Source organism: Vibrio sp. JC009, assembly GCF_029016485.1.
Lineage (GTDB): Bacteria > Pseudomonadota > Gammaproteobacteria > Enterobacterales > Vibrionaceae > Vibrio.
Window position 1 is genome coordinate 297,682 of sequence record NZ_CP092106.1, and the last position, 26,394, is coordinate 324,075.

Annotated in this window: 19 protein-coding genes and 1 riboswitch; of the genes, 11 read left to right on the forward strand and 8 right to left on the reverse strand. The window is 47.9% G+C overall.

Annotated elements, in window-relative coordinates; genetic code table 11:
* Positions 1-3: 3 nt before the first annotated feature.
* From L3Q72_RS01505 to L3Q72_RS01515, 3 genes are all read right to left on the reverse strand, one after another.
* The gene (locus tag L3Q72_RS01505) at positions 4-1,263 is read right to left on the reverse strand and encodes an ABC transporter permease (RefSeq protein WP_275130931.1); all 1,260 of its coding nucleotides are present in this window, start codon (positions 1,261-1,263) and stop codon (positions 4-6) included.
* Positions 1,260-1,979: an ABC transporter ATP-binding protein gene (locus L3Q72_RS01510; protein ID WP_275130932.1), complete on the reverse strand. Its 720-nt coding sequence runs from the start codon at positions 1,977-1,979 to the stop codon at positions 1,260-1,262. The genes L3Q72_RS01505 and L3Q72_RS01510 overlap by 4 nt, the downstream gene beginning before the upstream one ends.
* A gap of 120 nt (positions 1,980-2,099) precedes the next feature.
* Complete coding sequence (locus L3Q72_RS01515; RefSeq protein WP_275130933.1) at positions 2,100-2,756, reverse strand: DUF2796 domain-containing protein; 657 nt, start codon at positions 2,754-2,756, stop codon at positions 2,100-2,102.
* A 479-nt stretch (positions 2,757-3,235) separates the two neighbouring features.
* Here L3Q72_RS01515 and L3Q72_RS01520 point away from each other — a divergent pair, with 479 nt between their 5' ends.
* From L3Q72_RS01520 to L3Q72_RS01535, 4 genes are all read left to right on the forward strand, one after another.
* Positions 3,236-3,445 carry a DUF1107 family protein gene (locus L3Q72_RS01520; RefSeq protein WP_275130934.1) on the forward strand — a complete coding sequence of 70 codons (210 nt, stop codon included), beginning with the start codon at positions 3,236-3,238 and terminating at the stop codon, positions 3,443-3,445.
* Between the two features lie 195 nt (positions 3,446-3,640).
* A complete protein-coding gene (locus L3Q72_RS01525) occupies positions 3,641-5,356 on the forward strand; it encodes an autotransporter assembly complex family protein (protein ID WP_275130935.1) in 1,716 nt (571 codons plus the stop codon).
* Positions 5,353-9,105, forward strand: coding sequence for a translocation/assembly module TamB domain-containing protein (locus L3Q72_RS01530; protein ID WP_275130936.1), 3,753 nt, complete (start codon positions 5,353-5,355; stop codon positions 9,103-9,105). Before L3Q72_RS01525 ends, L3Q72_RS01530 begins: the two co-directional genes overlap by 4 nt.
* A 45-nt stretch (positions 9,106-9,150) precedes the next feature.
* On the forward strand, positions 9,151-9,501 hold the full coding sequence (locus L3Q72_RS01535) for a gamma-glutamylcyclotransferase (protein WP_275130937.1): 351 nt from the start codon (positions 9,151-9,153) through the stop codon (positions 9,499-9,501).
* Between the two features lie 169 nt (positions 9,502-9,670).
* Here the strand turns inward: L3Q72_RS01535 and fbp are convergent, their stop codons facing one another.
* Positions 9,671-10,690, reverse strand: a complete 1,020-nt coding sequence (fbp, locus tag L3Q72_RS01540) for a class 1 fructose-bisphosphatase (RefSeq protein WP_275130938.1) — start codon at positions 10,688-10,690, stop codon at positions 9,671-9,673.
* 317 nt (positions 10,691-11,007) lie between these two features.
* Here fbp and mpl point away from each other — a divergent pair, with 317 nt between their 5' ends.
* From mpl to rluA, 7 genes are all read left to right on the forward strand, one after another.
* Entirely contained in the window at positions 11,008-12,357 is a 1,350-nt protein-coding gene (mpl, locus tag L3Q72_RS01545) for a UDP-N-acetylmuramate:L-alanyl-gamma-D-glutamyl-meso-diaminopimelate ligase (protein WP_275130939.1), read from the forward strand.
* A 108-nt stretch (positions 12,358-12,465) separates the two neighbouring features.
* Positions 12,466-13,089 carry a flavin prenyltransferase UbiX gene (locus L3Q72_RS01550; protein ID WP_275130940.1) on the forward strand — a complete coding sequence of 208 codons (624 nt, stop codon included), beginning with the start codon at positions 12,466-12,468 and terminating at the stop codon, positions 13,087-13,089.
* An 80-nt stretch (positions 13,090-13,169) separates the two neighbouring features.
* A riboswitch (TPP riboswitch) is annotated at positions 13,170-13,267 on the forward strand.
* 47 nt (positions 13,268-13,314) lie between these two features.
* Positions 13,315-14,301: a thiamine ABC transporter substrate binding subunit gene (thiB, locus tag L3Q72_RS01555; protein ID WP_275130941.1), complete on the forward strand. Its 987-nt coding sequence runs from the start codon at positions 13,315-13,317 to the stop codon at positions 14,299-14,301.
* A gap of 135 nt (positions 14,302-14,436) precedes the next feature.
* The gene (gene thiP, locus L3Q72_RS01560; RefSeq protein ID WP_275130942.1) at positions 14,437-16,014 is read left to right on the forward strand and encodes a thiamine/thiamine pyrophosphate ABC transporter permease ThiP; all 1,578 of its coding nucleotides are present in this window, start codon (positions 14,437-14,439) and stop codon (positions 16,012-16,014) included.
* Positions 16,014-16,718, forward strand: coding sequence for a thiamine ABC transporter ATP-binding protein (gene thiQ / locus L3Q72_RS01565; protein ID WP_275130943.1), 705 nt, complete (start codon positions 16,014-16,016; stop codon positions 16,716-16,718). Before thiP ends, thiQ begins: the two co-directional genes overlap by 1 nt.
* Before the next feature lie 520 nt (positions 16,719-17,238).
* Complete coding sequence (rapA, locus tag L3Q72_RS01570) at positions 17,239-20,148, forward strand: RNA polymerase-associated protein RapA (RefSeq protein ID WP_275130944.1); 2,910 nt, start codon at positions 17,239-17,241, stop codon at positions 20,146-20,148.
* A 107-nt stretch (positions 20,149-20,255) separates the two neighbouring features.
* Positions 20,256-20,993, forward strand: coding sequence for a bifunctional tRNA pseudouridine(32) synthase/23S rRNA pseudouridine(746) synthase RluA (rluA, locus tag L3Q72_RS01575; protein WP_275130945.1), 738 nt, complete (start codon positions 20,256-20,258; stop codon positions 20,991-20,993).
* A gap of 82 nt (positions 20,994-21,075) precedes the next feature.
* Here the strand turns inward: rluA and L3Q72_RS01580 are convergent, their stop codons facing one another.
* From L3Q72_RS01580 to argR, 4 genes are all read right to left on the reverse strand, one after another.
* A complete protein-coding gene (locus L3Q72_RS01580; RefSeq protein WP_275130946.1) occupies positions 21,076-21,513 on the reverse strand; it encodes a universal stress protein in 438 nt (145 codons plus the stop codon).
* Between the two features lie 97 nt (positions 21,514-21,610).
* The gene (locus L3Q72_RS01585; protein ID WP_275130947.1) at positions 21,611-24,190 is read right to left on the reverse strand and encodes a TRAP transporter permease; all 2,580 of its coding nucleotides are present in this window, start codon (positions 24,188-24,190) and stop codon (positions 21,611-21,613) included.
* A gap of 176 nt (positions 24,191-24,366) precedes the next feature.
* Positions 24,367-25,335, reverse strand: a complete 969-nt coding sequence (locus tag L3Q72_RS01590; RefSeq protein ID WP_275130948.1) for a TAXI family TRAP transporter solute-binding subunit — start codon at positions 25,333-25,335, stop codon at positions 24,367-24,369.
* Positions 25,336-25,669: 334 nt separating this feature from the next.
* Entirely contained in the window at positions 25,670-26,140 is a 471-nt protein-coding gene (gene argR / locus L3Q72_RS01595; RefSeq protein WP_275130949.1) for a transcriptional regulator ArgR, read from the reverse strand.
* Positions 26,141-26,394 lie beyond the last annotated feature (254 nt).

Genomic DNA, 26,394 nt, shown 5'->3' on the forward strand with positions numbered 1-26,394 from the left:
ATATTAAATCCGGATAGTCATGCCGTCTGTCAGCGACTGGCGATATGCTCTGAATGCCGGTATAAAGCCAATAATAATTCCCGCAAGCTGCACCAGTCCCAGCAACAGCCATTCATAGCTGCTGATGGCTGAAAGCTCAATGCTGATTCCGTAGAGCTCTCTTATCACAGGCTGAATTAGAGCCAGCACTGCATACAGAATTATCACACCGGTCACTATACCAGCAAAAGTCAGTGAGCTGGCCTCACTAACCAGAAGGGCAAATATATGCTTAGGCCTTGCCCCCATTGCCCTGAGAATCGCCATCTCTCGTCGCCGCTCCTGAAGGCTGGTTAAAAGGCTGCTTAACATGCCCAGCAACCCCGCAATAACAACAAATCCGGATACCGCCATCAGGGCCTGCTCAGCCACAGACATCATACCCCATAGCTCATGTAAGGCAATGCCGGGCAGAATGGCACTAAGAGGCTCTTTTCTGTAGGTATTTATCTGTCTTTGCAACTTAAAGGTATGAATTTTTGATTTCAGACCCAATAACATTGCGGTGACTTGTCCCGGCTGGAACTCGCGGCTCATGAGCTCCTCTGCTGCGGGCGTGTTGCCCATATTGGCTCCTGATTCCCAGCCAACATGAATAGCCTCAATGGCTTCCAGTGAAACATGAACGGTTTTATCCACCGGCGTGCCTGTTGGCGCCAGAATACCCACGACTTTAAACGGGAGCGTATCGTGGCGGCTAAATCCCACATCACTGATGCCGTGGGCAATAATGATTTCAGTACCTATTTTATAGCCAAGCTCCTGAGCAACGTCCGCTCCAAGAACGGTTTCAAAAAGCCCGGAAAACTGGCGCCCCTGCTGCATTTCCAGAGGCTGTTTCCTGCCGTATTTAAAGAACTTAAAGTAGTCCAGGTTGGTGCCCATTACCCGGAATCCCCGGTGAGAGTCACCCAGTGAGATAGGGATTGCCCACTTAACGGATTTGTTAGTGCTGAACTCCTCAAAGCTTTTCCAGTCGATGTTGGCGGTGGCATTACCAATTCTGAATACGGAATAGAGCAGCAGGTTAACCGAGCCGGATCTGGCTCCGACGATCAAGTCAGTGCCGGAAATGGTATTGGCAAAGCTGCTTTTGGCCTGGGTTCTGATTCTTTCAACGCCCAGCAGAAGCACCACTGAAATGGCGACGGTCAGGATTGTCAGAATAGCCGTTGCTTTCCGGTTGGTTAAACTCTTCCATGCTAAATGTGCTGTTGCTTTCACCTTATTACCTCCGCCTGTTTGCTAAGAGCCATATGGTTTAGCTCGTTAAGGTTGATGGTCCGTTCGAACATGGATTCCAGAGTCGGGTCATGACTGACAAAAATCAGCGTAGAGCCCGCTTTTTCTGCCTCTTCCATCAGCAGTTCGATAAAGGCGCAGCGGTTGTCAAAGTCCAGGGCAGAGGTTGGCTCGTCTGCAATCAGGATTTCAGGCCTGCCGATGAGAGCCCTTGCAGCTGCTACTCGCTGCTGCTGACCAATACTCAGCTCAACGACTGGCTTTTCCAGCAGATCGTCTGTGAGTCTCAGGCGCTTAAGGAGATGCACGGCATTGGCTTTTATATCGCCATCAGCCTGTGATTTACGTTTTTTAGAGAAGTGGCAGGGCAGAAGAACATTTTCAATTACGGAGAGATAAGGCAGCAGGTTGAACTGCTGAAAGATATAGCCGATATGATCCGCCCGGAAACTGTCTCTCTGATTGGATTTCAGGGTGGAAATGTCTTGTCCCAGTATGGAGACCTTGCCTTGCTGGGGCGAGATAATGCCGGTCAGCAAACTCAGCAGGGTAGATTTGCCGCTGCCGCTGGGGCCTTTGATAAATATGTGTTCTTTTTTTTGAATATTCAGCTGGTCAAAAATAAGCGTCGGTGGCTGTTTTTCATTCCATCGAAAGCTGATATCAGCCAGAGATACGACCGGTTCGGAACTGCTCATTTTTCTGTCCATATGACGTTTGGGGGGACAACGCGTTGTAAAACCAAATGCTATCTGTGAATTTACAACGCGCTTTAACCAGATTCCCGTTTTCACGGGAATGAGGCTTCTATAAGCAATTTACAGCTTAATAACCGTTTTGTCTTTATTTAGCTCAGCTGCAACCTGAGCGGTATCTGTCAGCAGGTTTACTTCAACTTCTTCGGTTGCCGGGAAATGTTTAAACCAGTTTGTACCAACCTGACTCAGCTTAGAGATATCGCTACATTCGAAATGATATTCGATGGTGAATTCGCCGTGGCCGCTATGCTCATGCTCCTCATGATCATGACCTTCATGCTTGTCATGGTCGTGGTCGTCATGCTTTTCGTGATCATGGTCTTCGTGTTTTTCATGGTCGTGATCATCATGTTTTTCATGATCATGGCCTTCATGGTCATGATGTTCATCTTTCTCCAGAGTGTTTTTAACCGAAACATGCTCCAGAGAACAGCCTGCCGCCGCACTCAGAAGAATGATCTCTTCGGCTTGTTTCAGTGTTTTTTCTGCCGCTTCAATTTTTTCTTCCTGAGCATGGTTTTCCGGTGCGTGCTCAAAACCGACAACATCAGCGCCAGGAGCTGTAATTTCTACCAGTAGTTCGTCTGCATCCTGAGCGATATTGAACTCAACATGACCATGTACGTGTGCTTCGTGCTGGCGGAACTCGTCTGATGCCTGGGCGATACCCGATACAACCAGACCAGCTAACAGTGAAATTTTAAATGCCTTTTGCATTTTCAGAGCCTCTATCAGTTTGGGAGCGTATTTGGAAATTTTAAGCTCCGTAGTGAATTAAGCACCATCAATGTGTTGGCATTGTGGAGCCATGGATAAGTAGCAAATGAGAATAAATTGCAAGAATGTAATGTAATAATATAACAATTCAGCTTCAAGAACTTTTTTTGAACACGGTGGTGTCAGGGGGATTTTGTGTGACGGATTTCCGTGCACCATACTGGTGCTTTGCACAATGTTAAAACAAATGAGGCATTAATTTGGCGTTGCAAGAATAAGGATTATAGCCCGAAAGCCTTTTAAACAAAGAGATTAAGCGAATTTTGCAACTAATTATTGATACTGGCTTTAAAATTGCATTAACATATATGCAATAAAAATTAAGCATTTCTTCAGTAAAGTGCTCTCGCCTTTAGAAAAGGCGAATATCTCGTTGGCTAAATTAATAAGAATATAAAAATATGGAAACAGAGGCTGTTATGTTACGTGAATTTACCACTTACCGACCTTTTCAAATCGCTAAGTTCGTAAAGAGGCTGTTTAAAGGGACTTTTTCGATTGCTGGTGTCGGCGTGTTCTACTTCGATAAGGGCAGGGTGTTAGTGCCTGATTTGAATAACCGTGAGATGCTTTCGGTTATGAAAGAGATTAATGTGATGATTGAGACTATTTCACCGCAGCTGTTCTAAAAACCTACCTCGAAACTTGCCAGTCAGAAAAGTCAGAAAGTTGTTATCTGACTGGCAAGATATAAACTTTCTTCCATTCTTAAAATTGAAGCGTATAACGGGAGCTGTATCCAAAAACACCATACCTGCCTCCCTTTTGTAACAATATGAATTTTGGTAACTTACCGGGATTGATATCACAGGCTTCAGGCTAATATGCTCAACAAATCCATAACCTGCTTAATGTTCACTGCGCTGATGAGTTTTTCAGCCAGCGCAGCCGTGTCATTAAGCATTAAAGGTTTGGAAGGGGCATTAAAGAAAAATGTCGACGCCTATCTTTCTGCCATTCCTGAGGATGATTACTCAACATCTCTCCGTTTTCGTTCAAGGGTTGAGGAGCGCATTGAAAACGCACTGAAAGCCCTCGGTTACTATAACCCTGATATCTCATTTGTGATTTCAGAAGATGAAACATCGCTGACCGCTTTAGTTAACGCCGGTGATCCTGTGCTTTTACAGGTGGTGGATATAAAAATAGAGGGTGAGGCTGCGCAGGATGCTGAATTTATCAAATTAAAGCAAAGTACCCCTTTGAAAGTTGGAGGCATCCTCAATCATAGCCAGTACGAAGCCCTGAAAACCGGCTTTCGGAATCTTGCCCTGGCGAAAGGTTACTTCGACGGAGATTTTGAGAAAAAGTCGTTAGAGGTTGCCCCAACGCTTAATCAGGGGTTTATCTTTCTTCATTATAAGAGTGGCCACAGGTATAAATTTGGTAAAACCCGGTTTGCAGGCAGCCAGATTGAGCAGGGGCGTCTGCATTCACTAATCCCCTATGACGAGGGTGATGAGTATCTGGCATCAAAAGTCGGGCTATTTAACCAGAGGCTTTCGAACACAGACTGGTTTTCATCTGTTTTTGTTCAGCCTGATACTGAGCATATTGGTAAAAACAGAGAGCTGCCAATGCTGGTGAATCTGGCTCCAGAATCGAAAAACCAGATTGAAACCGGCCTTGGCTACTCAACCGATGTGGGTGTGCGGGGCACACTTAACTGGAAAAAGCCCTGGGTAAACAGCAAGGGGCACAGTTTTGATTCCTCTCTTTCCATATCCGAACCTGAGCAGATAGTCACTCTGGGTTATCAGATCCCGCTTGAGGATGTTCTGAACGATTACTACCGCCTTGAATACGGGATGAAGAGTGAAGATAACAATGATACCGATAGCTTAGAGTCCAGCCTGTCTGTAGAGAGACACTGGCAGCTGGAGTCCGGCTGGCACAGAACGGCTTCCATTCGTTATCTGCATGAGGACTTTACCCAGGGGCTTCAGGACGATGATATTGAGATGATTTTACCTGGCATATCCTTTTCAAGAACCAAAACCAGCGGCGGACCAATGCCACGTAAGGGTGACAAACAGTCGGTCACCTTTGAAGTCTCGGATAAAAATCTGGTTTCCCGAGCCAGAATGGTCAGGGTGCTTGGCCGGATAGCCCGAATCCGCAGTTTTGGTGAAAAGCACCGCTGGCTTGGGCGTGTCGACCTTAATGCTAACTTTATAGAGCAGATCGAAGATGTGCCTCCTTCGATTCGCTTCTTCGCCGGTGGTGATAATTCCATACGAGGGTATGACTATGAATCAATTTCTCCCACAGATGAAAGCGGTGCTTTGATTGGTGCCAAGTATATGGCTGCAGGCAGTTTAGAATATCAGTACAACTTTTCCGGTAACTGGTGGGGCGCGACTTTTATTGATTATGGTGACGCCTGGAGTGATGAAGTTCCTGACGGCAAAAAAGGCGCCGGTTTCGGTATTCGCTGGGTCTCTCCCGTGGGACCGGTAAGGCTGGACTTTGCCTGGGGGCTGGACGCTGACCCCGGTGACAGATTCAGACTGCATTTTACCCTGGGGCCTGAGTTGTGAGCAGGGTGGCTTTGAAGTGGCTTAAACGGATAGCGCTGAGTCTTTTTGTACTGGCTGGGCTGCTGATTGCTCTGATTTCGGGCGTGCTCTTTACCAATACCGGACTTAGCCTTGTGCTCTGGGGCGCTGAAAAGGCTCTGCCACAGTTAAGTGTAGAGCAAGGTGAAGGCGCTATTCTGCCGGGCTTTACGCTGCATAACACCAGCTTTAGTGATGATTCACTCTCGGTGGATTTAACCGCAAAGGCGCTTGCCATTGCTGTAAATCCGGCCTGTTTTCTCTCTTCCTCTGTTTGTGTTGAACAGTTAGCACTGGATGGTGTGGATTTTCGCTTAGGTGAGCAGAAGAGCCCATCAGAGATTGCTGAAGACAATTCATCGCAGGCGGCAACTGACTTTCGATTTCCTTTTCCGCTGCAAATCAATGGTGTTGAGCTGAACGATATTGCGCTTGATATCCTTGGAAACAGAGTGGCGTGGAAGCACTTTTCCACGGCAGTCGGAATGTCAGGTAACTCACTGATTGTCTACAAAACTGAGCTGAAGAATATTCAACTGGCACTGGCACCTGCAGATAGCAAGGCAGATAAGCAAACTGCCAGCCAGAATGCTCCCTCGGCTATCAAACTTCCTGAAATTGAAATTCCGCTTCAGGTGATTGTTAAGCGCTTTGATATCACAGATTTTTCTCTGCAGGGAGATACGCCTGTGGTTGTGAATCATCTGGGGCTTGAGGCGTCAGCTGAGAAGCATAATGTCAGTATCAAAAGCCTTAATCTGGATACGCCGCAGGCCGGCTTAACCCTCGAATCGGATATCACTCTTACAGGTGGCTATCCGTTAAAGCTAAAGGCAGAAGCGAAAGTAAAACAGACTGAGCTGAAAGGAGAGTCACTAACGCTGGAAGCGAGCGGCAGTGTTGAAAAGCTTAAACTGAATGCGGATCTTTCAGGGCCTGTTAAGGCTGTTCTACAGGGAAGCCTGGAGTCTCTAAATTCTCAGTTGCCCTTTGATATGGCAGTAAAAAAAGGTGCTTTGCGTTGGCCGTTAACCGGAAGTGCTGACTATAAAGCTGCGATTGATGCGTTGCAGTTATCGGGTTCACTGCAAGGATACAGACTGAATCTGGACGCGGCTATTACGGGAAAGGATATTCCGGCTATGCAGCTTGTCACCGCCGGGGAAGGCGACCTGAACAGCATTAAGCTGGAAACCATTAAACTGGATACTCTGGGCGGTGAAATTAGCGGTAGTGTGAAAGCTGGCTGGGAAGCCCCGGTAAACTGGCAGGCAACACTTGGTATGTCGGATATTCAGCCGGGACAAGAGTGGCAGGAGATGCAGGGAAGTATTAGCGGTGCGCTTACAACAACAGGCCAGCTATTAGAGTCAGGGGGCTGGGAGGTACAGCTTCCAGTGCTGGATATTGAAGGAAGAGTGCGTGAATATCCGCTTGATATAGAAGGTAATATAAACATCGCCGACCTTAAGGGGAGCGGAGATATCAGGCTGGATACCCGGGGTCTGAGTGTTAAACATGGTGTAAACGGTATTTTTGTCAGCGGTAATCTGGATAAAGAGTGGAATATGGATGCCCGGATCGATATTCCGGCTATTCAAAAATCAGTACCGGACTTGCAGGGGAAACTGCTCGGAGATGTCACCGTTCGCGGGCAGATGAAACAGCCGCAGGTCAGGGCAAATATAACCGCAAGTGATATGGCTTATGCGCCGGTGGGCAAAGTCGCAACGGCTGAGCTGGCGGCGGATATCTCTCCGCTTCCCACGCCGAAGGGGACCTTAACCCTGTTTGTGAAAGACGCTGAAAGTCAGGGACAGGTTATCGATTCAGCGGATCTCTCTTTTTCCGGAGACCAGACAAAGCATGAGCTCAGCCTGAGCCTGCTATCAAAGCTGATTAATGCCAGTCTGTATGTCTCAGGCAGCTTTGAGGATAAGCCAGCCCCGGTCTGGCAGGGAACTCTGGAAAAGGCGGATTTTAAAACAGAGCAGGGCTCCTGGAGCATTAATCATCCGGTTGATTTAGCCTTTTCTGTCCGGGAGCAGATGGCAAAGATACAGGCTCACTGCTGGTCACAGGCTGAGTCAAATGTGTGCCTGACAAAGGATACCAGAGCGGGAAAATCCGGTGAGGCAGAGCTGGCTGTGACAAACTTTGATTTTTCACAGATCGCAATGTTTATTCCAAAGGCACTGAGTTTAACCGGGAAGCTGGATGCGACGGGCCATGCGAAATGGGCACCTGAAACCAGCCCGGACGTCTCTGTCAGTATTCAGTTGCCTGAGGGTAAAGTGGTTCAGAATTCAGACCGGCTGACTCTGGGCTGGGACGCTGTCCGTTTAAATGCCAGTCTGCGTGATGACGAGCTGAAGGCGGACTGGCTGGTCCATCTGACCGATAACGGCAGAATTTACGGTGATGCTGACATAGCCGATATTCAGGCTTCCGGCCGGAGTCTGGATGGCAGCCTGAATATAGAAGCGCTGTCACTGGATATGTTCGAGCCGGTTCTGGGGGAATACAGTCACCTGGAAGCCCTGATTGACTCCAGGCTAAAATTCGCCGGGCCGGTGGAGCATCCCGAAGTGTATGGTGAACTGGCGGTGCATGACATGGTAGTTCTGGGGGAAATTACCCCTCTGGAAGTGAAAAAGGGCAATATTTCTCTGTTATTTAACGGCTATGATGCGTCGCTGGATGCTGATATTGAAAGCAGCGACGGGTTACTGCAAGTTGATGGCAGTGCGGGTTGGCAGGATCTAAAAGCCTGGCATACCAATGTCCGGGTCCACTCTGATGAGCTGAACGTCAATTTGCCACCAATGGTAAAGGTGAAAGTAAAGCCGGATATGGCCATTTCGGTAACCCCTGAGCTGGCAAAAATCGAGGGCGATATCCATCTGCCATGGGGCCGGATACTGGTTGAGGAACTGCCTGAGGAAGCGGTTAATGTCTCTTCTGATGAAGTTGTACTCAACAGTAAATTACAGCCTGAGCAGGAGAGTGCTCCTCTGCCAATGTTGCTGGAATCCAACGTAAATATACATGTCGGGAATGATTTCACTCTTTCGGCATTTGGTCTTAAAGGTAATCTCAAAGGACAGCTGAATGTTTCCCAAAAGGATAAGGGACCCTTTATTACCGGCGAGATCAATATCCAGGACGGTACCTACCGCTCCTTTGGACAGGATCTGATTATCTCCAAGGGCAAAATTCTTATGAACGGCCCGGCAGATCAGCCTTATCTTCAGGTAACGGCAGTAAGAAACCCCGACAATACTCAGGATGATGTTACCGCAGGGATCAAAGTTACGGGGCCTGCCAATGAGCCTGAGATCGAGATCTTTTCTGATCCGGCAATGCCGCAGCAAAATGCACTCTCTTATCTGCTGCGTGGGCAGGATATCGACGGTGAGTCCGGTGGCAGCGCTATGACAACGGCACTGATTGGACTGAGCCTGGCAAAAAGTGGGCGTATTGTGGGCGAGATAGGCGAAGCCTTTGGCGTAAGTGACCTGCAACTGGATACCGCAGGCTCGGGAGAGGAGTCTCAGGTAACCGTGAGCGGTTATATTCTTCCCGGTTTGCAGGTAAAGTACGGGGTCGGTATCTTTGATTCATTCGGTGAGTTTACGGTCCGTTACCGTCTGCTGGAGGATCTCTATCTTGAGGCGGTATCCGGAATGGATAGCGCGGTTGATCTACTTTACCAGTTTGAATTCGACTAGACTTAACTGAACACAGAACTCAAAGGACTAGTCAGCGAGGGCAGGATGCAGCATTTAGTGTTTGTCTATGGAACGCTCAGAAAGGGCGAGTGTAATCATCACCTGCTTGAGAGCAGTGAATATCTGGGAATGTATGAGACAGAACCAGATTATCAGCTTTTTGATCTTGGTGAGTACCCGGGGCTTAGTGACGGAAAAAGCAGTGTTACCGGGGAGGTTTATCATATCGATGAGGCCACACTTGCGAAGCTGGATCTCCTGGAAGATGTGCCGGTGGAGTACCGAAGAGAGTCGATTAATACGCCTTTTGGTAGTGCCTGGATCTATATTTATCAGGATGTAGTTCCGGAGGATCAGGTGATAGATTCGGGAAACTGGTTGTTCAGGGGGGAATGACTAATTTTGTATCACTCCTGTTATCACTTCGGTCATTCCGGAAGTTGCGAAGCTTCTATCCGGAATCTACTGTCAACGCGCTGTAGAGCAGAAGGATATCTTTAACTCTACAGCACTCAGAAAGCAGATCTCGGATATTGCTTTGCAATTCCGAGATGACGGAAGTTTATCAGCCTTTCCCGTTAGGAAACTCTTCCAGGAACTCTTCCACTTTCCTTACCATATTGGTCGAACCCACAAAGAAAGGAACGCGCTCATGCAGCTCAGTCGGTTTTATTTCCATAATTCGGTTTTTACCATCAGTGGCGATACCACCAGCCTGCTCAGCAAGAAATGCAATAGGGTTGCATTCATAGAGTAGTCGCAGCTTACCATTTGGGTGGCTTTCGGTACTTGGATAGAGGTAAATCCCCCCTTTCAACAGGTTGCGGTGAAAGTCTGACACAAGAGAGCCTATATAGCGTGACGTATATGGACGGTTGTCTTCAGGAACACTTTCCTGACAATACTTAATGTACTTTTTTACACCCATTGGAAAGCGAATGTAGTTCCCTTCGTTGATGGAATAGATTTTTCCTTCTTCAGGCACCATCATTCTTTCGTGCGACAGGCAGAAAGATCCGATGGAAGGATCATAAGTAAAGCCGTGGACACCGTTTCCGGTTGTGTATACCAGCATGGTTGAAGAACCGTATATGACGTAACCAGCGGCAACCTGCTGCTCTCCTGGCTGAAGGAAGTCTTCCTGAGTAAGGGGTGTGCCTACCGGTGATACCCGGCGGTATATGGAGAAAATCGTTCCGACGGAAACGTTGACCTCAATGTTTGTCGAACCATCCAGGGGGTCCATAAGGACAACGTATTTCGCATTTTTGTTTAGCTCTTTGTTAAACGCGACGGCTTCATCTTCCTCTTCACTTGCGACACCACATACCTGGTCACGAGCTTCCAAGGCCGCTTTAAATACCTCGTTGGCATATAGATCCAGTTTTTGCTGCTCCTCACCCTGAACATTTTCGGTACCAACGGCTCCGGTAATATCCGCCAGTCCCGCTTTATTGATTTCACGGTTAACAATTTTTGCAGCCAATTGAATGGATGCCAGTAAAGAAGACAGCTCACCGGTTGCATGGGGGAAGTCTTGCTGTTTCTCTACAATATATTCGCCAAGAGTGCGAAACTCAGACATGTTTGATCCTTAACTTTTCTGATTTTGGGGGCTATTGCCGACGCAAATTCCCCTGCATTGCAGGGTCTTAAGCTATTTATCGGCATTTGTATTGGTTACAATGGGAGAAACTTAGAAGATTGTTATGGTAATGTTTCTTTTTGTAACGAAGCGAATTGTATGACAAAGGATTTATTACGAGTAACGAAGTAATTATTTGAATCATAAAAACTTTCAGTCTCTGATCACATTTATTATGTTAACAAGTTTAGAGTTTTCTTTTTTATGTGATCTGGATCAAAAGGGCTAATTATCTAGCTTAGTCAGGGATATAATTTATGCACATTCACATTTTAGGTATTTGCGGCACATTTATGGGCGGCGCAGCTGTGTTAGCGCGTCAGCTTGGTCATAAAGTGACGGGATGCGATGCCAATGTTTACCCGCCAATGAGCACGCTTTTAGAGTCTCAGGGAATTGAAATCATTCAGGGGTATGATCCGTCCCAGCTGGAGCCTAAACCAGACCTTGTGGTCATCGGAAATGCAATGAGCAGGGGAAACCCTTGCGTTGAGTATGTGCTTAACAACAACCTCAGATATACCTCCGGCCCTCAGTGGCTGCAGGAGTTTCTTCTGCACGACCGCTGGGTACTGGCGGTATCCGGTACTCACGGCAAAACCACAACCTCAAGTATGCTGGCCTGGATCCTGGAAGAGTGCGGTTATGCGCCGGGCTTTTTAGTTGGCGGTGTACTGGGTAACTTCGGCGTTTCAGCGCGTCTTGGTGAGAGTATGTTCTTTGTGGTTGAGGCAGATGAATATGACAGCGCCTTCTTTGATAAGCGTTCTAAGTTTGTTCATTACCATCCAAGGACTCTGGTGATGAACAATCTTGAGTTTGATCATGCTGATATCTTTGATGATCTTGAAGCGATCAAGAAACAGTTCCACCATCTGGTCAGAACGGTTCCGGGGAACGGACGTATCTTTGCGCCTGAATCAGAAACCGCCATTCAGGAAGTTCTGGAAATGGGGTGCTGGAGTGAAAAAGAGTTCTCCGGTGAAGGGCAGGACTGGCAGGCTGAGAAAATCAATAAAGATGGTAGCCGGTTTAAGGTGCTGTTCCAGGGAAGTCATGTTGGTGAAGTAAACTGGGAGCTGGTGGGTGACCACAATGTAAATAACGCGCTGATGGCGATAGCCGCTGCCCGTCATGTGGGCGTTACGCCGGATCTTGCCTGTGAGGCTCTGGCTAAGTTTATCAATACTAAACGCCGTCTGGAGCTTAAGGGAGAAGTCGGTGGTGTTACGGTTTATGATGACTTTGCTCACCACCCGACAGCGATTGAGCTGACGCTTGGCGGCCTTCGCAATAAGGTGGAAGAGAAGAAAATAATCGCGGTTCTTGAGCCACGCTCAGCAACAATGAAAATGGGTGTGCATAAAGAGACTCTGGCGGCATCTTTAGCCCAGGCGGATTCTGTTTACCTTTACCAGCCGGAAAATATCGACTGGTCGGTAGAGGATATTGCTGTTCATTGCGGTCAGCCTGCTTATGTTTCCGATGATATTGATAATCTGGTGGCTCAGATTGTAGCTGAAGCTAAGCCGGGCGATCAGGTTTTGGTGATGAGTAATGGCGGGTTTGGCGGGATTCACGGGAAGCTGCTGGAGGCGTTGAAATGAATGACGGGCGGCAGGCGGCAGGCGGCAGGCCGTATGTAAGTTCTCGTTCCCATGCTCCAGCGTGGGAACGAGGGTGCAGAGGTCGTTTGTTGGCTTTGGGAGGTGTGAGTGAGTAAGGTTCACAAGAAAATCACCCTGGCCTTTACCGGAGCCTCCGGAGCCCCATACGGACTTCGCCTTTTAGAATGCCTGCTAAAAGCGGACTATCAGGTATACCTGTTGGTTTCATCGGCTGCGCGGGTTGTTCTTGCTACGGAAGAAAACCTGAAACTCCCGGCAAACCCGGATGCGATGAAAGAGGCGCTGGTTAAGCATCTGAACTGTGATGCTGAGAAGTTGGTTGTCTGTGGCAAAGAAGACTGGTTTTCTCCGGTGGCTTCCGGAAGTGCTGCGCCAAAACAGATGGTAGTGTGCCCGTGTTCGGCAGGCAGTGTGGCGGCGATTGCTCACGGTATGTCGGATAATCTGATTGAACGCGCTGCCGATGTGGTGATGAAAGAGCGGGGACAGCTCCTTCTGGTGGTGCGCGAAACGCCGTTTTCAACCTTACATCTGGAGAATATGCATAAGCTGTCTCAGATGGGCGTGACTATAATGCCGGCTGCACCGGGTTTTTATCATCAGCCGCAAAGCATTGATGATCTGGTTGATTTTATGGTGGCAAGAATCTTAGATCACCTCGGCATTGATCAGCAGTTGGTGTCACGCTGGGGCTACGATCAAAGAGATTAAAAGAAATATTAGCTCTGATTATATTTCCGCATTACAATCCATAGCTCCTGTAATATTCAATGACTGAAAATTGCAGGAACCATAACTCAACGGGGTGCTGACCAACTTGGCTGGCTGAGAGAATACCCGTAGACCTGAACCAGATAATACTGGCGTAGGAATTGAGCAAGAATCTGTACAGCATTCCTCCTCATCCCTGTGCCGCTCATTTAAGGAGAGCGTCCAGTGAAATACACTATTTCCGCATTAGCACTTGCAACCTCATTTTCGGCTCTGGCAGCAGACAATAAGCTGACAGTTTATACCTATGACTCTTTTTCAGCAGAGTGGGGCCCTGGCCCTAAAATAGAGAAAGCCTTTGAAGAACAGTGCGGTTGCGATCTTGAATTTGTAGCCCTTGATGATGGCGTTTCTATTCTGAACCGTCTTCGTCTGGAAGGTAAATCCAGCAAAGCGGATATCATCCTTGGCCTTGATACCAACCTTATGGCTGAGGCTAAAGCCAGCGGTCTTTTAGCTGAGCACTCTGTGGACACTGCGGCCGTTACTTTGCCTGACGGCTGGTCTGACAGCACTTTTGTTCCCTTTGACTATGGCTACTTTGCTTTCGTCTACAACAAAGAAAAACTGACCAATCCACCAAAAAGCCTGAAAGAACTGGTTGAAGAGCGCGACGACCTGAAGGTGATTTATCAGGATCCGCGTACTTCCACGCCTGGGCAGGGCCTGATGCTCTGGATGAAGTCTGTTTACGGTGATGACGTAGCAAAAGCCTGGCAGCAACTGGATAAGAAAAAAGTAACAGTAACCAAAGGCTGGTGGGAAGCCTACTCCATGTTCCTGAAAGGGGAGTCAGATATGGTGCTTTCCTACACCACCTCCCCGGCTTACCACCTGATTGCTGAAAGTAACTCTGCATATGCCGCAGCAGATTTCGCTGAAGGTCACTATATGCAGGTAGAAGTGGCAGCCAAAGTGAAGGGCTCAAAGAACGAAAAACTGGCGGATAAGTTTATGAGCTTTATCCTGAGCGATGAATTCCAGAACACAATCCCAACCGGCAACTGGATGTACCCGGTAACCGACACCAGTCTTCCGCAAGGCTTTGATACCCTGACTCTGCCTAAAACATCTCTAACCTTTACACCGGAAGAGGTGAAGGAGAACAGGAAAGGGTGGATTAGGGAATGGCAGAGGGCGAGTATAAAATAGAGGGATTAGGGCTATAGGGACGGGCTCCGCCCTTGAGGGTAATAGGGCTATAGGGTACGGTCCCCCATAGCCCCATAGCCCCATAGCCCCATAGCCCCAAATTCTAACCAGTCACCATAGAGTCATAATTTACCTATGCAGAAAACCCCAATATCCGGCCTACTCATAGCCTTTATCATCCTGGCCTTCGTCGTTTCTGCCCTTTCTGCTCTGCTGACCCATTCCCCTTCCCTGGATATTACCCATATCTGGGCGGACCCCTACTACCGGCATGTAACTAAGTTCAGTTTCTATCAGGCTTTTCTTTCTACCCTGATAAGTGTGGTGCTGGCGATACCTGTGGCTCATGCTCTGTTTCGCAGAGAGTTTCGGGGAAAGAAACTGCTGCTTAAACTTTTTGCTTCTACTTTGGTGCTGCCTGTTCTGGTTGGGGTGTTTGGCCTTCTGGCTATTTACGGTAACAGTGGTTTGCTGGCGGAGCTGTTTGTCTGGTTTGATAAGAAACTGCCGTTTTCCATCTATGGTCTGAACGGTATATTGCTGGCTCATGTGTTTTTTAATCTTCCCTACGCCAGCCGTCTGTTTCTGCAGTCGCTGGAGAGTATTCCGCTGGAGCAGCATAAGCTTTGTGCGCACCTTGGAATGAGTCACTGGTATAAATTTAAATGGGTGGAGTGGCCGCGTATCCGCCAGCAGCTTCCGCAGATTTGCGGGCTGGTGTTTATGCTCTGCTTTACCAGCTTTGCCACTGTAATGGCGCTGGGTGGTGGGCCGGAATCCACAACCATTGAAGTAGCGGTTTATCAGGCGATAAAGTTTGATTTTGACCTGCAGGCTGGCGCTATTCTGGCTATCTGGCAGATGCTGGTTTGTACGGTTTTGTATCTGACCATTCAGAAGCTGGGTAAGGGGAATACCGTTTCTTCAGACTACCGAAATGAGACAGCTTTGCTGATTAATGATGACTGGAAATCACGCTTATGGGACTGGCTCTGGATATCCATGTCTGTTCTTTTAGTTGTTCCCCCGTTGCTGATGGTTATCATCAGCGGGATTAACCCGAAATCACTCAGTGTTCTGGGAGATATCTCCTTCTGGAAGGCACTGCAGACTTCTGTATCCATCGCCTCTGTTTCTGCGGCTATTGCCTTGCTGGCGGGAGCCGGAATACTGCTGACCAGCCGTTCATGGCGGTTACGCAATATGGGAAGAAGTGCCAACCGACTGGAGCTGGTAGGGACTGTGATTCTTGTTACACCCGGCCTGGTGGTCAGTACCGGCCTGTTTCTGCTGTTCCGGCAGTTTGGCGATGTATTCAGCTTTGCCTTTTTTATCGTCATTGCAGTAAACAGCCTGATGGCACTGCCTTACGTGATTAAAACACTTGCTCAGCCCATGTTTCAGGTTGAGCATAACTATCAGCAGTTGTGTGCCAGCCTTGGAATGAAAGGCTGGAATCGCTTATGGCTTGTGGAGTGCCGGGCGCTGAGAAAGCCAATTTCACACGCCTTCGCGCTTGGCTTTATGGTTTCTATCGGCGATTTGAGTGCCATTGCCCTGTTTGGCAGTCAGGATTTCCGTACCCTGCCGCTTTATCTTTATCAGTTACTTGGAAGTTATCAGATGGAAGCCGCTGCAATGGTTTCACTCTGTCTTTTCCTCCTTACCCTTGCGACCTTTAGCTTTGTAGAAAGAATGTTCCGGAGACTCTGATGCTTGCTGTAAATAATATTAAGTACCGATACCACAAAGCGCTGTTTTCTTTTGATGTGAATATCAGACAGGGTTCAATCACTTCGGTTATGGGGCCAAGCGGTGCAGGTAAGTCGACACTGCTTGCCTTAATTGCCGGTTTTATTACCCCGGAAAGCGGAGAGGTAAAGTTAGGTGATAACAAGCTGACTCAACTGGAACCGCATCAGCGTCCCTTTGCCATGCTGTTTCAGGAGCATAACCTGTTTGGACATCTGACTGTCAGAGAAAACATCGGGCTGGGTTTGCATCCGGGTTTAAAGCTCACTTCAGCTCAGAAAAAACAGGTTGAAGATGCCGCAGAACAGGTAGGAATAAAAGAGTATCTCGACCGCCTGCCGGAGCAGTTATCCGGAGGCCAGAGACAGAGAGTCGCACTGGCCCGCTGCTTTGTTCAGCCTCACTCAGTCTGGCTGCTGGATGAACCTTTCTCAGCACTGGATCCCATCCTGAGAGCGGAAATGCTGGCACTGGTAAAGCAGTTGGCATCAGAACGAAACATCACGGTTTTGATGGTCACTCACCATATTAACGACGCAAAAGCGATTGCTACGGATTTTGTGTTTGTGGATGAGGGGAAGGTTAAGGTATGCGACCGGGTGGAAAGGTTGAGTGCCGGGCATGAGGATGAGCGGCTGGCGGAATTTGTTAGGGCGGGGGAATAATAGGTTATGGGGTTATGGGGCGCTGACTCTTATACACAAGTTTAATGAGCCAAAGAATGCTCCTCCCCTTAGCCTCGAAAGGCCGGATTTTCGAAGAAGTAGCATCGAAGGGGAGGCTGGGAGGGGTTGCTTCTCATGAGCTTAAGTTTTGGTGGTTTAACCATACGTGGCATAACCAACCCCCTCTAACTCCCCCTTCTATTAGCTTTATCAATCAGTTAGGCTTTTTCACTCAAGGGGGAGAACCGTTCTCTGGTCACTTTAATATTTGTGTATAAAAGTCAGGGCTATGGGGTGAAATGCTTTTTCCTATAACCCCATCTTCCCATCAGGGCGAAGCCCGCCCCCACCCCCCAAAAAAAATCCCCCAATTCCCCGTGACCTGTGTCACGGCTTCGAGTAATATTAGCGCCCTTTCCTGGATAGGCTAAAATAGGCGCAAAAAAGTAGCCCCTGCTTTTCCATTTAAAACTAAGATTTAAAGATTCAATTCAACTCCAACAAAGAGGTAACCAACCCTATGACATTTGCTTTGGGCCAACGCTGGATCAGCGATACAGAAAGCGATTTAGGTTTAGGAACAGTAGTGGAAATGGACGCCCGGACGGTGACGCTGATGTTTGCGGCATCGGAAGAGAACCGGGTTTATGCCAAAGCCGATGCTCCTGTTACCAGAGTATTATTTAATGTTGGAGATGAGGTCGAGTGCCAGGAAGGCTGGTCTTTGACCGTTGAAGAGGTTCAGGAAGATAACGGCCTGCTGACCTATATCGGTACCCGTAATGACACGGAAGAAACCGGTGTTGTGCTGCGTGAAATTTTCCTTAGCCACCAGATCCGTTTTAACAAGCCTCAGGACAAGCTGTTTGCCGGTCAGATTGACCGTATGGATAACTTTGTCCTTCGCTACCGCGCTCTGAAAAATCAGTTTGAGCAGCATAAGAGCCCGATGCGCGGCCTTTGTGGTATGCGTGCCGGTCTTATTCCGCATCAGCTGTTTATTGCCCACGAAGTCGGCCGCCGTTATGCGCCGCGTGTTTTACTGGCCGATGAAGTTGGTCTGGGTAAAACCATCGAAGCGGGTATGATTATTCATCAGCAGGTGCTTTCCGGCCGCGCCGAACGTGTGCTGATCGTCGTACCTGAAACCCTTCAGCATCAGTGGTTGGTGGAGATGATGCGCCGCTTTAATCTTCATTTCTCTATCTTTGATGAAGAGCGCTGCGTGGAAGCTTTTGCTGAAGCCGATAACCCCTTTGATACCGCACAGCTGGTGCTTTGTTCACTGGACTTTATCTCAAAAAGCAAAAAGCGCTTTGAGCAGGCTCTGGAAGGTGAATGGGATCTTCTTGTGGTGGATGAAGCTCATCACCTTGAGTGGAGCGAAGATAAGCCAAGCAGACAGTATCAGGTGGTTGAAGGTTTAGCGGAAAATACTGACGGTGTGCTGCTTCTGACGGCAACGCCTGAGCAGCTTGGCCATGAGAGCCACTTCGCCCGTCTGCGCCTTCTGGACCCGGACCGCTTCTATGATTACGCTGAGTTTGTGAAAGAAGAGCAGCAGTACGCTCCGGTAGCCGATGCGGTAAGTAACCTGTTCTCAGGCGAGCAACTTGCTGATGAGGCGAAAAACCAGATCACAGAACTGCTGTCCGAGCAGGATGTTGAGCCGCTGTTCAGAATCATCGAAGGCGATGTTGCTGAAGAAGAGAAAGCCAGCGCGCGTCACGAACTTATCGATAACCTGATGGACAGACATGGTACAGGCCGGGTTCTGTTCAGAAACACCCGAGCAGCGATATCCGGTTTCCCTAAGCGTAACGTTCACCTTATGCCGATGGATATTCCAAAGCAGTATGAAACTTCCATGCGTGTTTCCGGCATGATTGGCGGAAAGATGGCTCCTGAAGCCAGAGCAATGAAAATGCTTTATCCGGAAGAGATCTTCCAGGAGTTTGAAGGCGACGCAGGAAGCTGGTGGCAGTTTGACAGCCGTGTTGACTGGCTGATTGAAAAAGTAATGGAGAAGCGTTCAGAGAAGATTCTGGTGATTGCTTCCCGCGCTTCAACTGCACTGCAGCTTGAGCAGGCACTGCGTGAGCGTGAAGGTATCCGTGCCACTGTATTCCATGAAGGTATGTCCATTCTGGAGAGAGATAAAGCAGCAGCTTACTTTGCTCAGGAAGAGGGCGGTGCTCAGGTGCTTATCTGTTCAGAGATTGGTTCTGAAGGCCGTAACTTCCAGTTTGCGAATCAACTGGTGATGTTTGACCTGCCGTTTAACCCGGACCTGCTGGAGCAGCGTATCGGTCGTCTGGACCGTATTGGTCAGAAGCGTGATATCGATATTCATGTTCCGTATCTGAAGGGGACTTCTCAGGGGATTCTTGCACGCTGGTACGATGAAGGTCTGCAGGCATTCTCTGAAACCTGCCCGACAGGGCGTGCGGTTTATGATAAGTTTTCTGATGATTTGATTGCTATGCTGGCATCCGGTGATACGGAGAAGCTGGACGATATCATCGAAGAGTCCCGTAAAATTAACCTGACTCTTAAGGCGCAGCTTGAGCAGGGACGAGACCGTCTGCTGGAAATGCACTCGAACGGTGGCAAAGAAGCTGAAAAAATCGCAGAGAAGATTGCTTCTACCGACGGCGACACTAACCTTGTGACCTTTGCCCTTAGCCTGTTTGATACCATTGGTCTGAATCAGGATGACAAAGGCGATAATGCGCTGGTGGTTACACCATCTGAGCATATGATGGTGCCAAGTTACCCTGGGCTTCCTTATGAAGGCGCAACCATCACTTTCGACCGTGAAACAGCACTTTCCCGTGAAGATATGCACTTTATCAGTTGGGAACACCCTATGATTCAGGGTGGCATCGATCTGCTGCTTAGCGAAGGCGTAGGTACCTCTGCTGTTTCTCTGCTGAAAAACAAAGCACTGCCGGTGGGGACCATTCTGCTTGAGCTGATATATCTTGTGGATGCTCAGGCACCGAAGAGCAGCGGTATCAGCCGCTTCCTGCCTCAGACACCAATTCGCCTGATGATGGATGCCCGCGGCAATGATCTCTCTTCTCAGGTTGAGTTTGAAGGCTTTAACCGTCAGCTAAGTGCAGTAAACCGGCACCTGGCAAGTAAGCTGGTGACTTCAGTGCAGAATGATGTACATAAGCTGATTGAAGCGGCTGAAGGCCAGATTGGAGATAAGGTTGAAGCCATCCGCACTCAGGCTCAGTCCGATATGTCAGCCAGCCTGAACAGCGAGTTAGAGCGTCTGCAGGCACTAAAAGCGGTAAACCCGAATATCCGTGATGAAGAACTTCAGGCGATTGAGCAGCAGATTAGTGAGCTTACCGGGTATATCGGTAAAGCTCAGGTTCAGCTGGATTCGTTGCGGTTGATTGTTGTTTCGCATAATTGATTAAGATTATAGGCTATGGGGACGGGCTTTGCCCTTGAGGGTTATAGGGCGATAGGGTACGGTTCCCATAGCCCCATAGCCCCATAGCCCCATAGCCCTGAGATTTTATGGCACTACTAACCTACACCCCCCCCACCGACCCCTACCTGGACATCACCTATCAGGACGATCATATCCTGGTAGCAAACAAGCCTGCGGGGTTGTTATCTGTTCCGGGGCGTTTAGCTGAACATTACGACAGTCTCTGGAGCCGGCTGGTTGAGCGCTTTCCTGAGATTCAGGTTGTACACCGGCTGGATATGTCGACTTCCGGTCTGATGTTGTTTGCTCTGAACAAAGAGGCTGAACGTCACCTGAAGAAACAGTTTCAGTACCGTCTGACGCATAAGATTTATTATGCCCGGGTATGGGGACATGTGGAGCAGGATGAAGGTGAAGTGGAGCTGCCTCTTATCTGTGACTGGCCAAACAGGCCGAGACAAAAAGTCTGTTTTGAGCACGGTAAGCACTCACTAACAAAATATCAGGTCGTACAGAGAGAAGCGCAGACCACGCTGGTCAGGCTTCTGCCAATCACCGGCAGGTCTCATCAACTGAGGGTGCATATGTTGGCAATTGACCATCCGATTGTGGGCGATGAGTTTTATGCTCACGACGAAGCGAAGGCATTTTCAGACCGGCTTCAGCTGCATTCGGCGGAGTTAAGTTTTTACCACCCGCAAGATAATAAGCTGCGGACTATGTTTGTGCCTTGCGAGTTTTATCCGCAGGCAGAGGCGTCGGTGTTGGAGCAGTTTGAGGTTGCGGGGGAGTTGCCGGATTATAAAACACTGCCGAAAAGTTAATGGGGCGGCAGGGTGCAGGAAAGCGGAGCTGTCAGCTATCAGTTCGAGTTCTGACAGCTGATAGCTGAAGGCTGAAAGCTAATTAACCCTGCGGCTTAACCACCAGCACATTCACCGGTGAATTCTGCACAACCTTACTTGCCACAGAACCAAGTACTACCTTATCAACCTTAGAGCGCTTGTGGCTTGGCATAATTATCAGATCAATGCCCAGCTTTGCTGCGTACTCAAGGATAGTTGCATAAGGTTTCCCTTCGGCAACGTGTGTTTTATAAACAACTTCGTCATCAATATGCTGAGTCGCAAATTGCTCAAGCTGTTTTTTCACGTCTTTTTTCATCTGGATAGCAGCATCTTTGGGGAAGTATGTCGCTACCATAGACATATGGATTCCGGGAAGTACTTTTAACAGGTGTACTTCAGCATTCGCATGTTTGGCGTGCCAAACTGCCTGCGCCACCGCTTTATCTGAAAAGCCTTTTTCATTCAAATCAACAGGAACAAGGATCTGTTTATACATATTCGCAACTCTTTTTATGGCAGGAGGTAATTCCTAATTATCCCTTTCCGTTATGAACCACTCCGGTATCAGGCTGTACCTGATACCGGAAAATCCGCTATGCGCTCATTTCTTCCTGACGAGCACGTCTTCTCTGATTTAATCCTAGACCAAGAAGCAGCAGGAAGGCAGGAACAAATACCCATTCTTTCATCGGACGGTCGGCTTCGATCACAACTGACTTAATTTCCCAGTCAAAATCGATACCAGACGCTTCAGCCGGGCTGCCGAACTCAACCATATCGACAATCATCTTGCCGTCAGTTTCGTTTAGCATCAGGCCTGTGGAAGCGAGTCTGGCTTCTGCACCGACAGCATGATCATCAAATGGCAGTCGAACCGTTTTTTCGACATACTTGCCTTCCAGAGTTTCACCTGCAACTCTTAGCTCAAGTGATTGTCCCACATGAAGATCTTCAGTAATTTGAGCTATCTCAACTCCCGGGTGAAGTTCTTCCGGAGCATAAACCATATCCCACCAGAATCCCGGACGGAAGAAGGAGAATGTCAGTACCAGAAGGAGAATAGTTTCCCACCACTTGTTCTTGGTAAACCACCATCCCTGAGTTGCGGCAGAGAATATCAGCATAGCAAGTGTTGCTGAAATGACGGTAAGAACCAGATGCCACCAGGTATCAATACCCATCATCAGAAGCTGGGTGTTGAACACAAACATAAATGGCAGAATTGCGGTCCGGATATCGTAGGTAAAGCCCTGAATACCGGTACGAATCGGGTCAGACTTAGCGATCGCAGCTGCTGCGAAGGCAGCAAGACCAACCGGAGGTGTATCATCCGCCAGGATACCGAAGTAGAACACAAACAGGTGTACAGCGATTAGCGGAATGATCAGGCCATGGCTTGCACCCAGAGTTACGATAACCGGAGCCATAAGTGTTGATACAACGATATAGTTTGCCGTTGTCGGCAGACCCATACCCAGCACCAGACTGATAACGGCTGTAAACAGAAGCATCAGAATAACGCTACCGCCCGAGATGAACTCGACAAAGTCAGTCATAACCAGACCGATACCGGTTAGTGTCACAACACCAACAACAGTACCGGCAGCCGCTGTCGCTACACCGATACCGATCATGTTACGGGCACCGGATACCAGGCTTTCAGTCAGATCATTTACGCCCTGCATCACCTCTTCTTTGATATCACCTTCTTTAGAGAAGAAAGCAATCAGAGGACGCTGAGTCAGCAGGATAAAGATCATAAATACCGTAGCCCAGAATGCTGACAGACCCGGCGAGAAGCGCTCAACAGTCAGACACCAGACCAGTACCACGATTGGCAGCAGGTAGTGCAGACCGGACTTGATGGTCGGACCGGCATCAGGCACTTCCTGCAGCTCTTCGTCAATGGACATATGTGCATGCTCCTGATAGGCAGCAGAAACACGAACCAGCGCAAGGTAAGCAATAAATAGTGCAACAGTTACGATAGGGGTTGCAGCATCGCCAAAGGCATCTTTAGTCCAGCCAACACCGTAGTAAACAGCGGCGCTGATAACACAAAGGCCAAGGATAGTACCAGTGAAAGAGAGTAGGCTCTGCACGATAGTCGGAGTATGACGACGAGGCAGACCTTTCATGCCCGCTTTACAGGCTTCAAGGTGAACGATGTAAAGCAGTGCCACATAAGAGATCAATGCAGGTAGAAGCGCAGCTTTGATTACTTCAACATAGGAGATACCAACGTATTCCACCATAAGGAATGCCGCCGCACCCATGATTGGTGGAGTTAGCTGGCCATTAGTGGAAGCCGCTACTTCAACGGCACCTGCTTTAGTGCCCGGGAAGCCAACACGCTTCATTAGTGGAATGGTGAAGGTACCTGTTGTTACTACGTTTGCAATGGATGAACCGGAAACAAGACCGGACAGACCAGATGCAACAACCGCAGCTTTAGCCGGACCACCACGCATGTGTCCAAGCAGGGAGAAAGCCACTTTAATGAAGTAAGCTCCGGCACCGGCGCGTTCAAGCATGGCACCAAAAAGTACAAACAGGAATACGAAGGATGTGGAAACACCCAGAGCAACACCAAATACACCTTCCGTCGTTAGCCACAGGTGCGACATAGCTTTGTTAAGGCTGGCACCTTTGTGGGCAATAACGTCAGGCATATAAGGGCCTGCGAAGGTGTAGGTCAGGAATACAGCCGCTACAACCATAAGCGGTGGACCCAGAGCCCGGCGTGTTGCTTCCAGAAGCAGAATCATACCGATAACAGCTACTACGATATCAAGCGTAGTAGGTGCACCTGAACGGTTAGCCAGTTCGGTATAGAAAATAAAAATGTATGCTGCCGAGAAACTGCCTGCCAGAGATAAAACCCAGTCGATCAAAGGCACTCTGTCTCTTGGAGAGTGCGCCAGAGCCGGGTAAGCAGTGAAGGCAAGAAAGATTGCAAACGTTAAGTGTATTGCACGAGCTTCAGTGTCATTAAGTACGCCGAAATTAAAAATAAATGGCAGTGGCGAAGCGTACCAAAGTTGAAACAATGACCAGCAAAGGGGCACAAACCATAGAATACGGCCAGGAATACCTTTCGGGTTTCTTGCGCCTGTATCTGCCTGTGCCACCATTTCTTGCACATCTGGAGACGGTGTGTTTGTCTTCGTCATGTACTTTATCCTTATTATTGATGGTCTATCCAGAAAAGTGGGAAACACCCGAAGAATTAAATTTATTGTCTTTAAAAACAATGTGTTATTCGGGAAAGAAATAAATCAATTGAGCTTAAAATTGATAAGGAGGCTTGCGCCTCCTTAATTCTTACTCATTGACAAGCAATTTATGCTTATTCAATTAAGCCCACTTCTCTGTAGTATTTCTCTGCACCTGGGTGTAGAGGAATTGAAAGACCAGCTTTAACCATATCTTCTTTCTTCAGATTAGCGAACGCAGGGTGCAGACGTTTGAAAGTATCGAAGTTTTCAAATACTGCTTTAGCTACGTTATAAGCAACATCATCTGAAACGTCAGTTGTTGTTACCATAGTTGCAGCTACACCAAAGCTGTTCACATCTGATTCTGTACCGCGGTAAGTACCCGCTGGTAGTGTGCTGTATGCATAGTATGGGTGGTCGCCTACGATTTTATCGATCTCAGGACCTGTAGCCGAAACCAGTTTTGCATCACAAGAAGTTGTCGCTTCTTTGATAGCTCCACTTGGGTGGCCAACCATGTAAATAAATGCATCAATTTTGTTATCACACAGTGCCTGTGAGCGCTCTGAACCTTTTAGTTCAGCTGCTAGTTTAAAGCTGTCGTTAGTCCAGCCTAAAGCATCCATTACAACGCCCATAGTTGCACGGTCACCGGAACCTGGGTTACCGATATTAACGCGCTTACCTTCAAGATCTTTTACGTTGTCGATACCAGCATCGCTACGAACGATGATGTTGAATGGTTCTGTGTGAAGAGAGAACATAGCACGTAGTTTTTTGTACGGACCCTGCTCTTCGAACTTGCTTGTACCGTTATATCCGTGGAATTGCCAGTCTGACTGTACAACACCAAAATCCAGCTCACCTGCACGGATTGTGTTTACGTTGTAGATAGAACCACCAGTTGATTCAACTGAACAACGGATATTGTGATCCTTACGGCCTTTGTTGACGAGTTTGCAGATTGCACCGCCAGTTGGGTAGTAAACACCTGTAACTGAACCAGTACCAATAGTAATAAATTCCTGAGCGCTAACTGCACCTGACCCCATTACTGCTGCTGCGATTGCGCCAGCTTGCACAAGTTTTCTGAATGCCATGAATTTTCCTTCCTTTATTCATTATTTATTCCGCTTTCAAAGCATAGTTGAAAGGGGAGTTTCCTGTGTTGGATACGGCATCTTTTCCAATCCATTTGTTGGAAAATTGGCTGAATAATACCAAAAATGTGGCGAATAATTATAGAAAGAATACGAGAATTAGGTGAAAAACCTGTGCTACAAGTGTGATTTTTATTCGCTAAAGAAAAGGCAATTTCATAAAAATCAGTCACTTAGCTGCGTGACTGATTTTTGTAATTGGATTTGCTTTTATGTGATCTTTGTCACGGAATAAAAATGGAAGTATGATCACATATTGAAATTGTAAAATTATCTAACCTGCATATTCAAAAAGCGTGCATACAGAGTCATATAATTCTTTTGTCGATACGCTCAGCGTCGGTGTTATAAAGATGGTGTCATCACCGGCAACAACACCCAGAATGCCTTCTGCTTTTCCCAGCGAGTCAAGCAGGCGGGCGATAAGCTGGGCCGCACCAGGACCGGTATGGATAACGACAAGTGCGTTATTGTGGTCAATATCCAGAACCAGTTCTCTTAATGGGCTGGATGTTGTTGGTACGCCAAGTTCAGCAGGCAGACAGTAAACCATCTCCATTTTTGCGTTTCTTGTACGCACTGCGCCGAATTTAGTCAGCATTCGGGAAACTTTTGACTGGTTGATGTTTTCGAAACCTTCCAGTTTCAGTGCATCAACAATTTCTCCCTGAGAACCAAATCTCTCTTCCTTCAGGATCGCTTTAAATGCACGGACCAGGTTATCTTGTTTTTCTGTATTACGCATAATGTTCATTTCACGAAAAATTAATTTAACTTATTTTGGCACAAACCTGTGTTTTGGAGCAAACAAACTGCATAAAAATGCAGTAGACATCAAGATCATGGCAGTTAACCTGAATATGACATAAATGTAGATAACTCCTTGTAAAGTTTAAAATATCAATACTACTTTGGTCGCATGTGAAGAGTGAGGTGCGCGACGTCGCAAAGCTGAAGTTAAATAATTGTAATAAGTATATGGATCATTTAGTTTCGTTT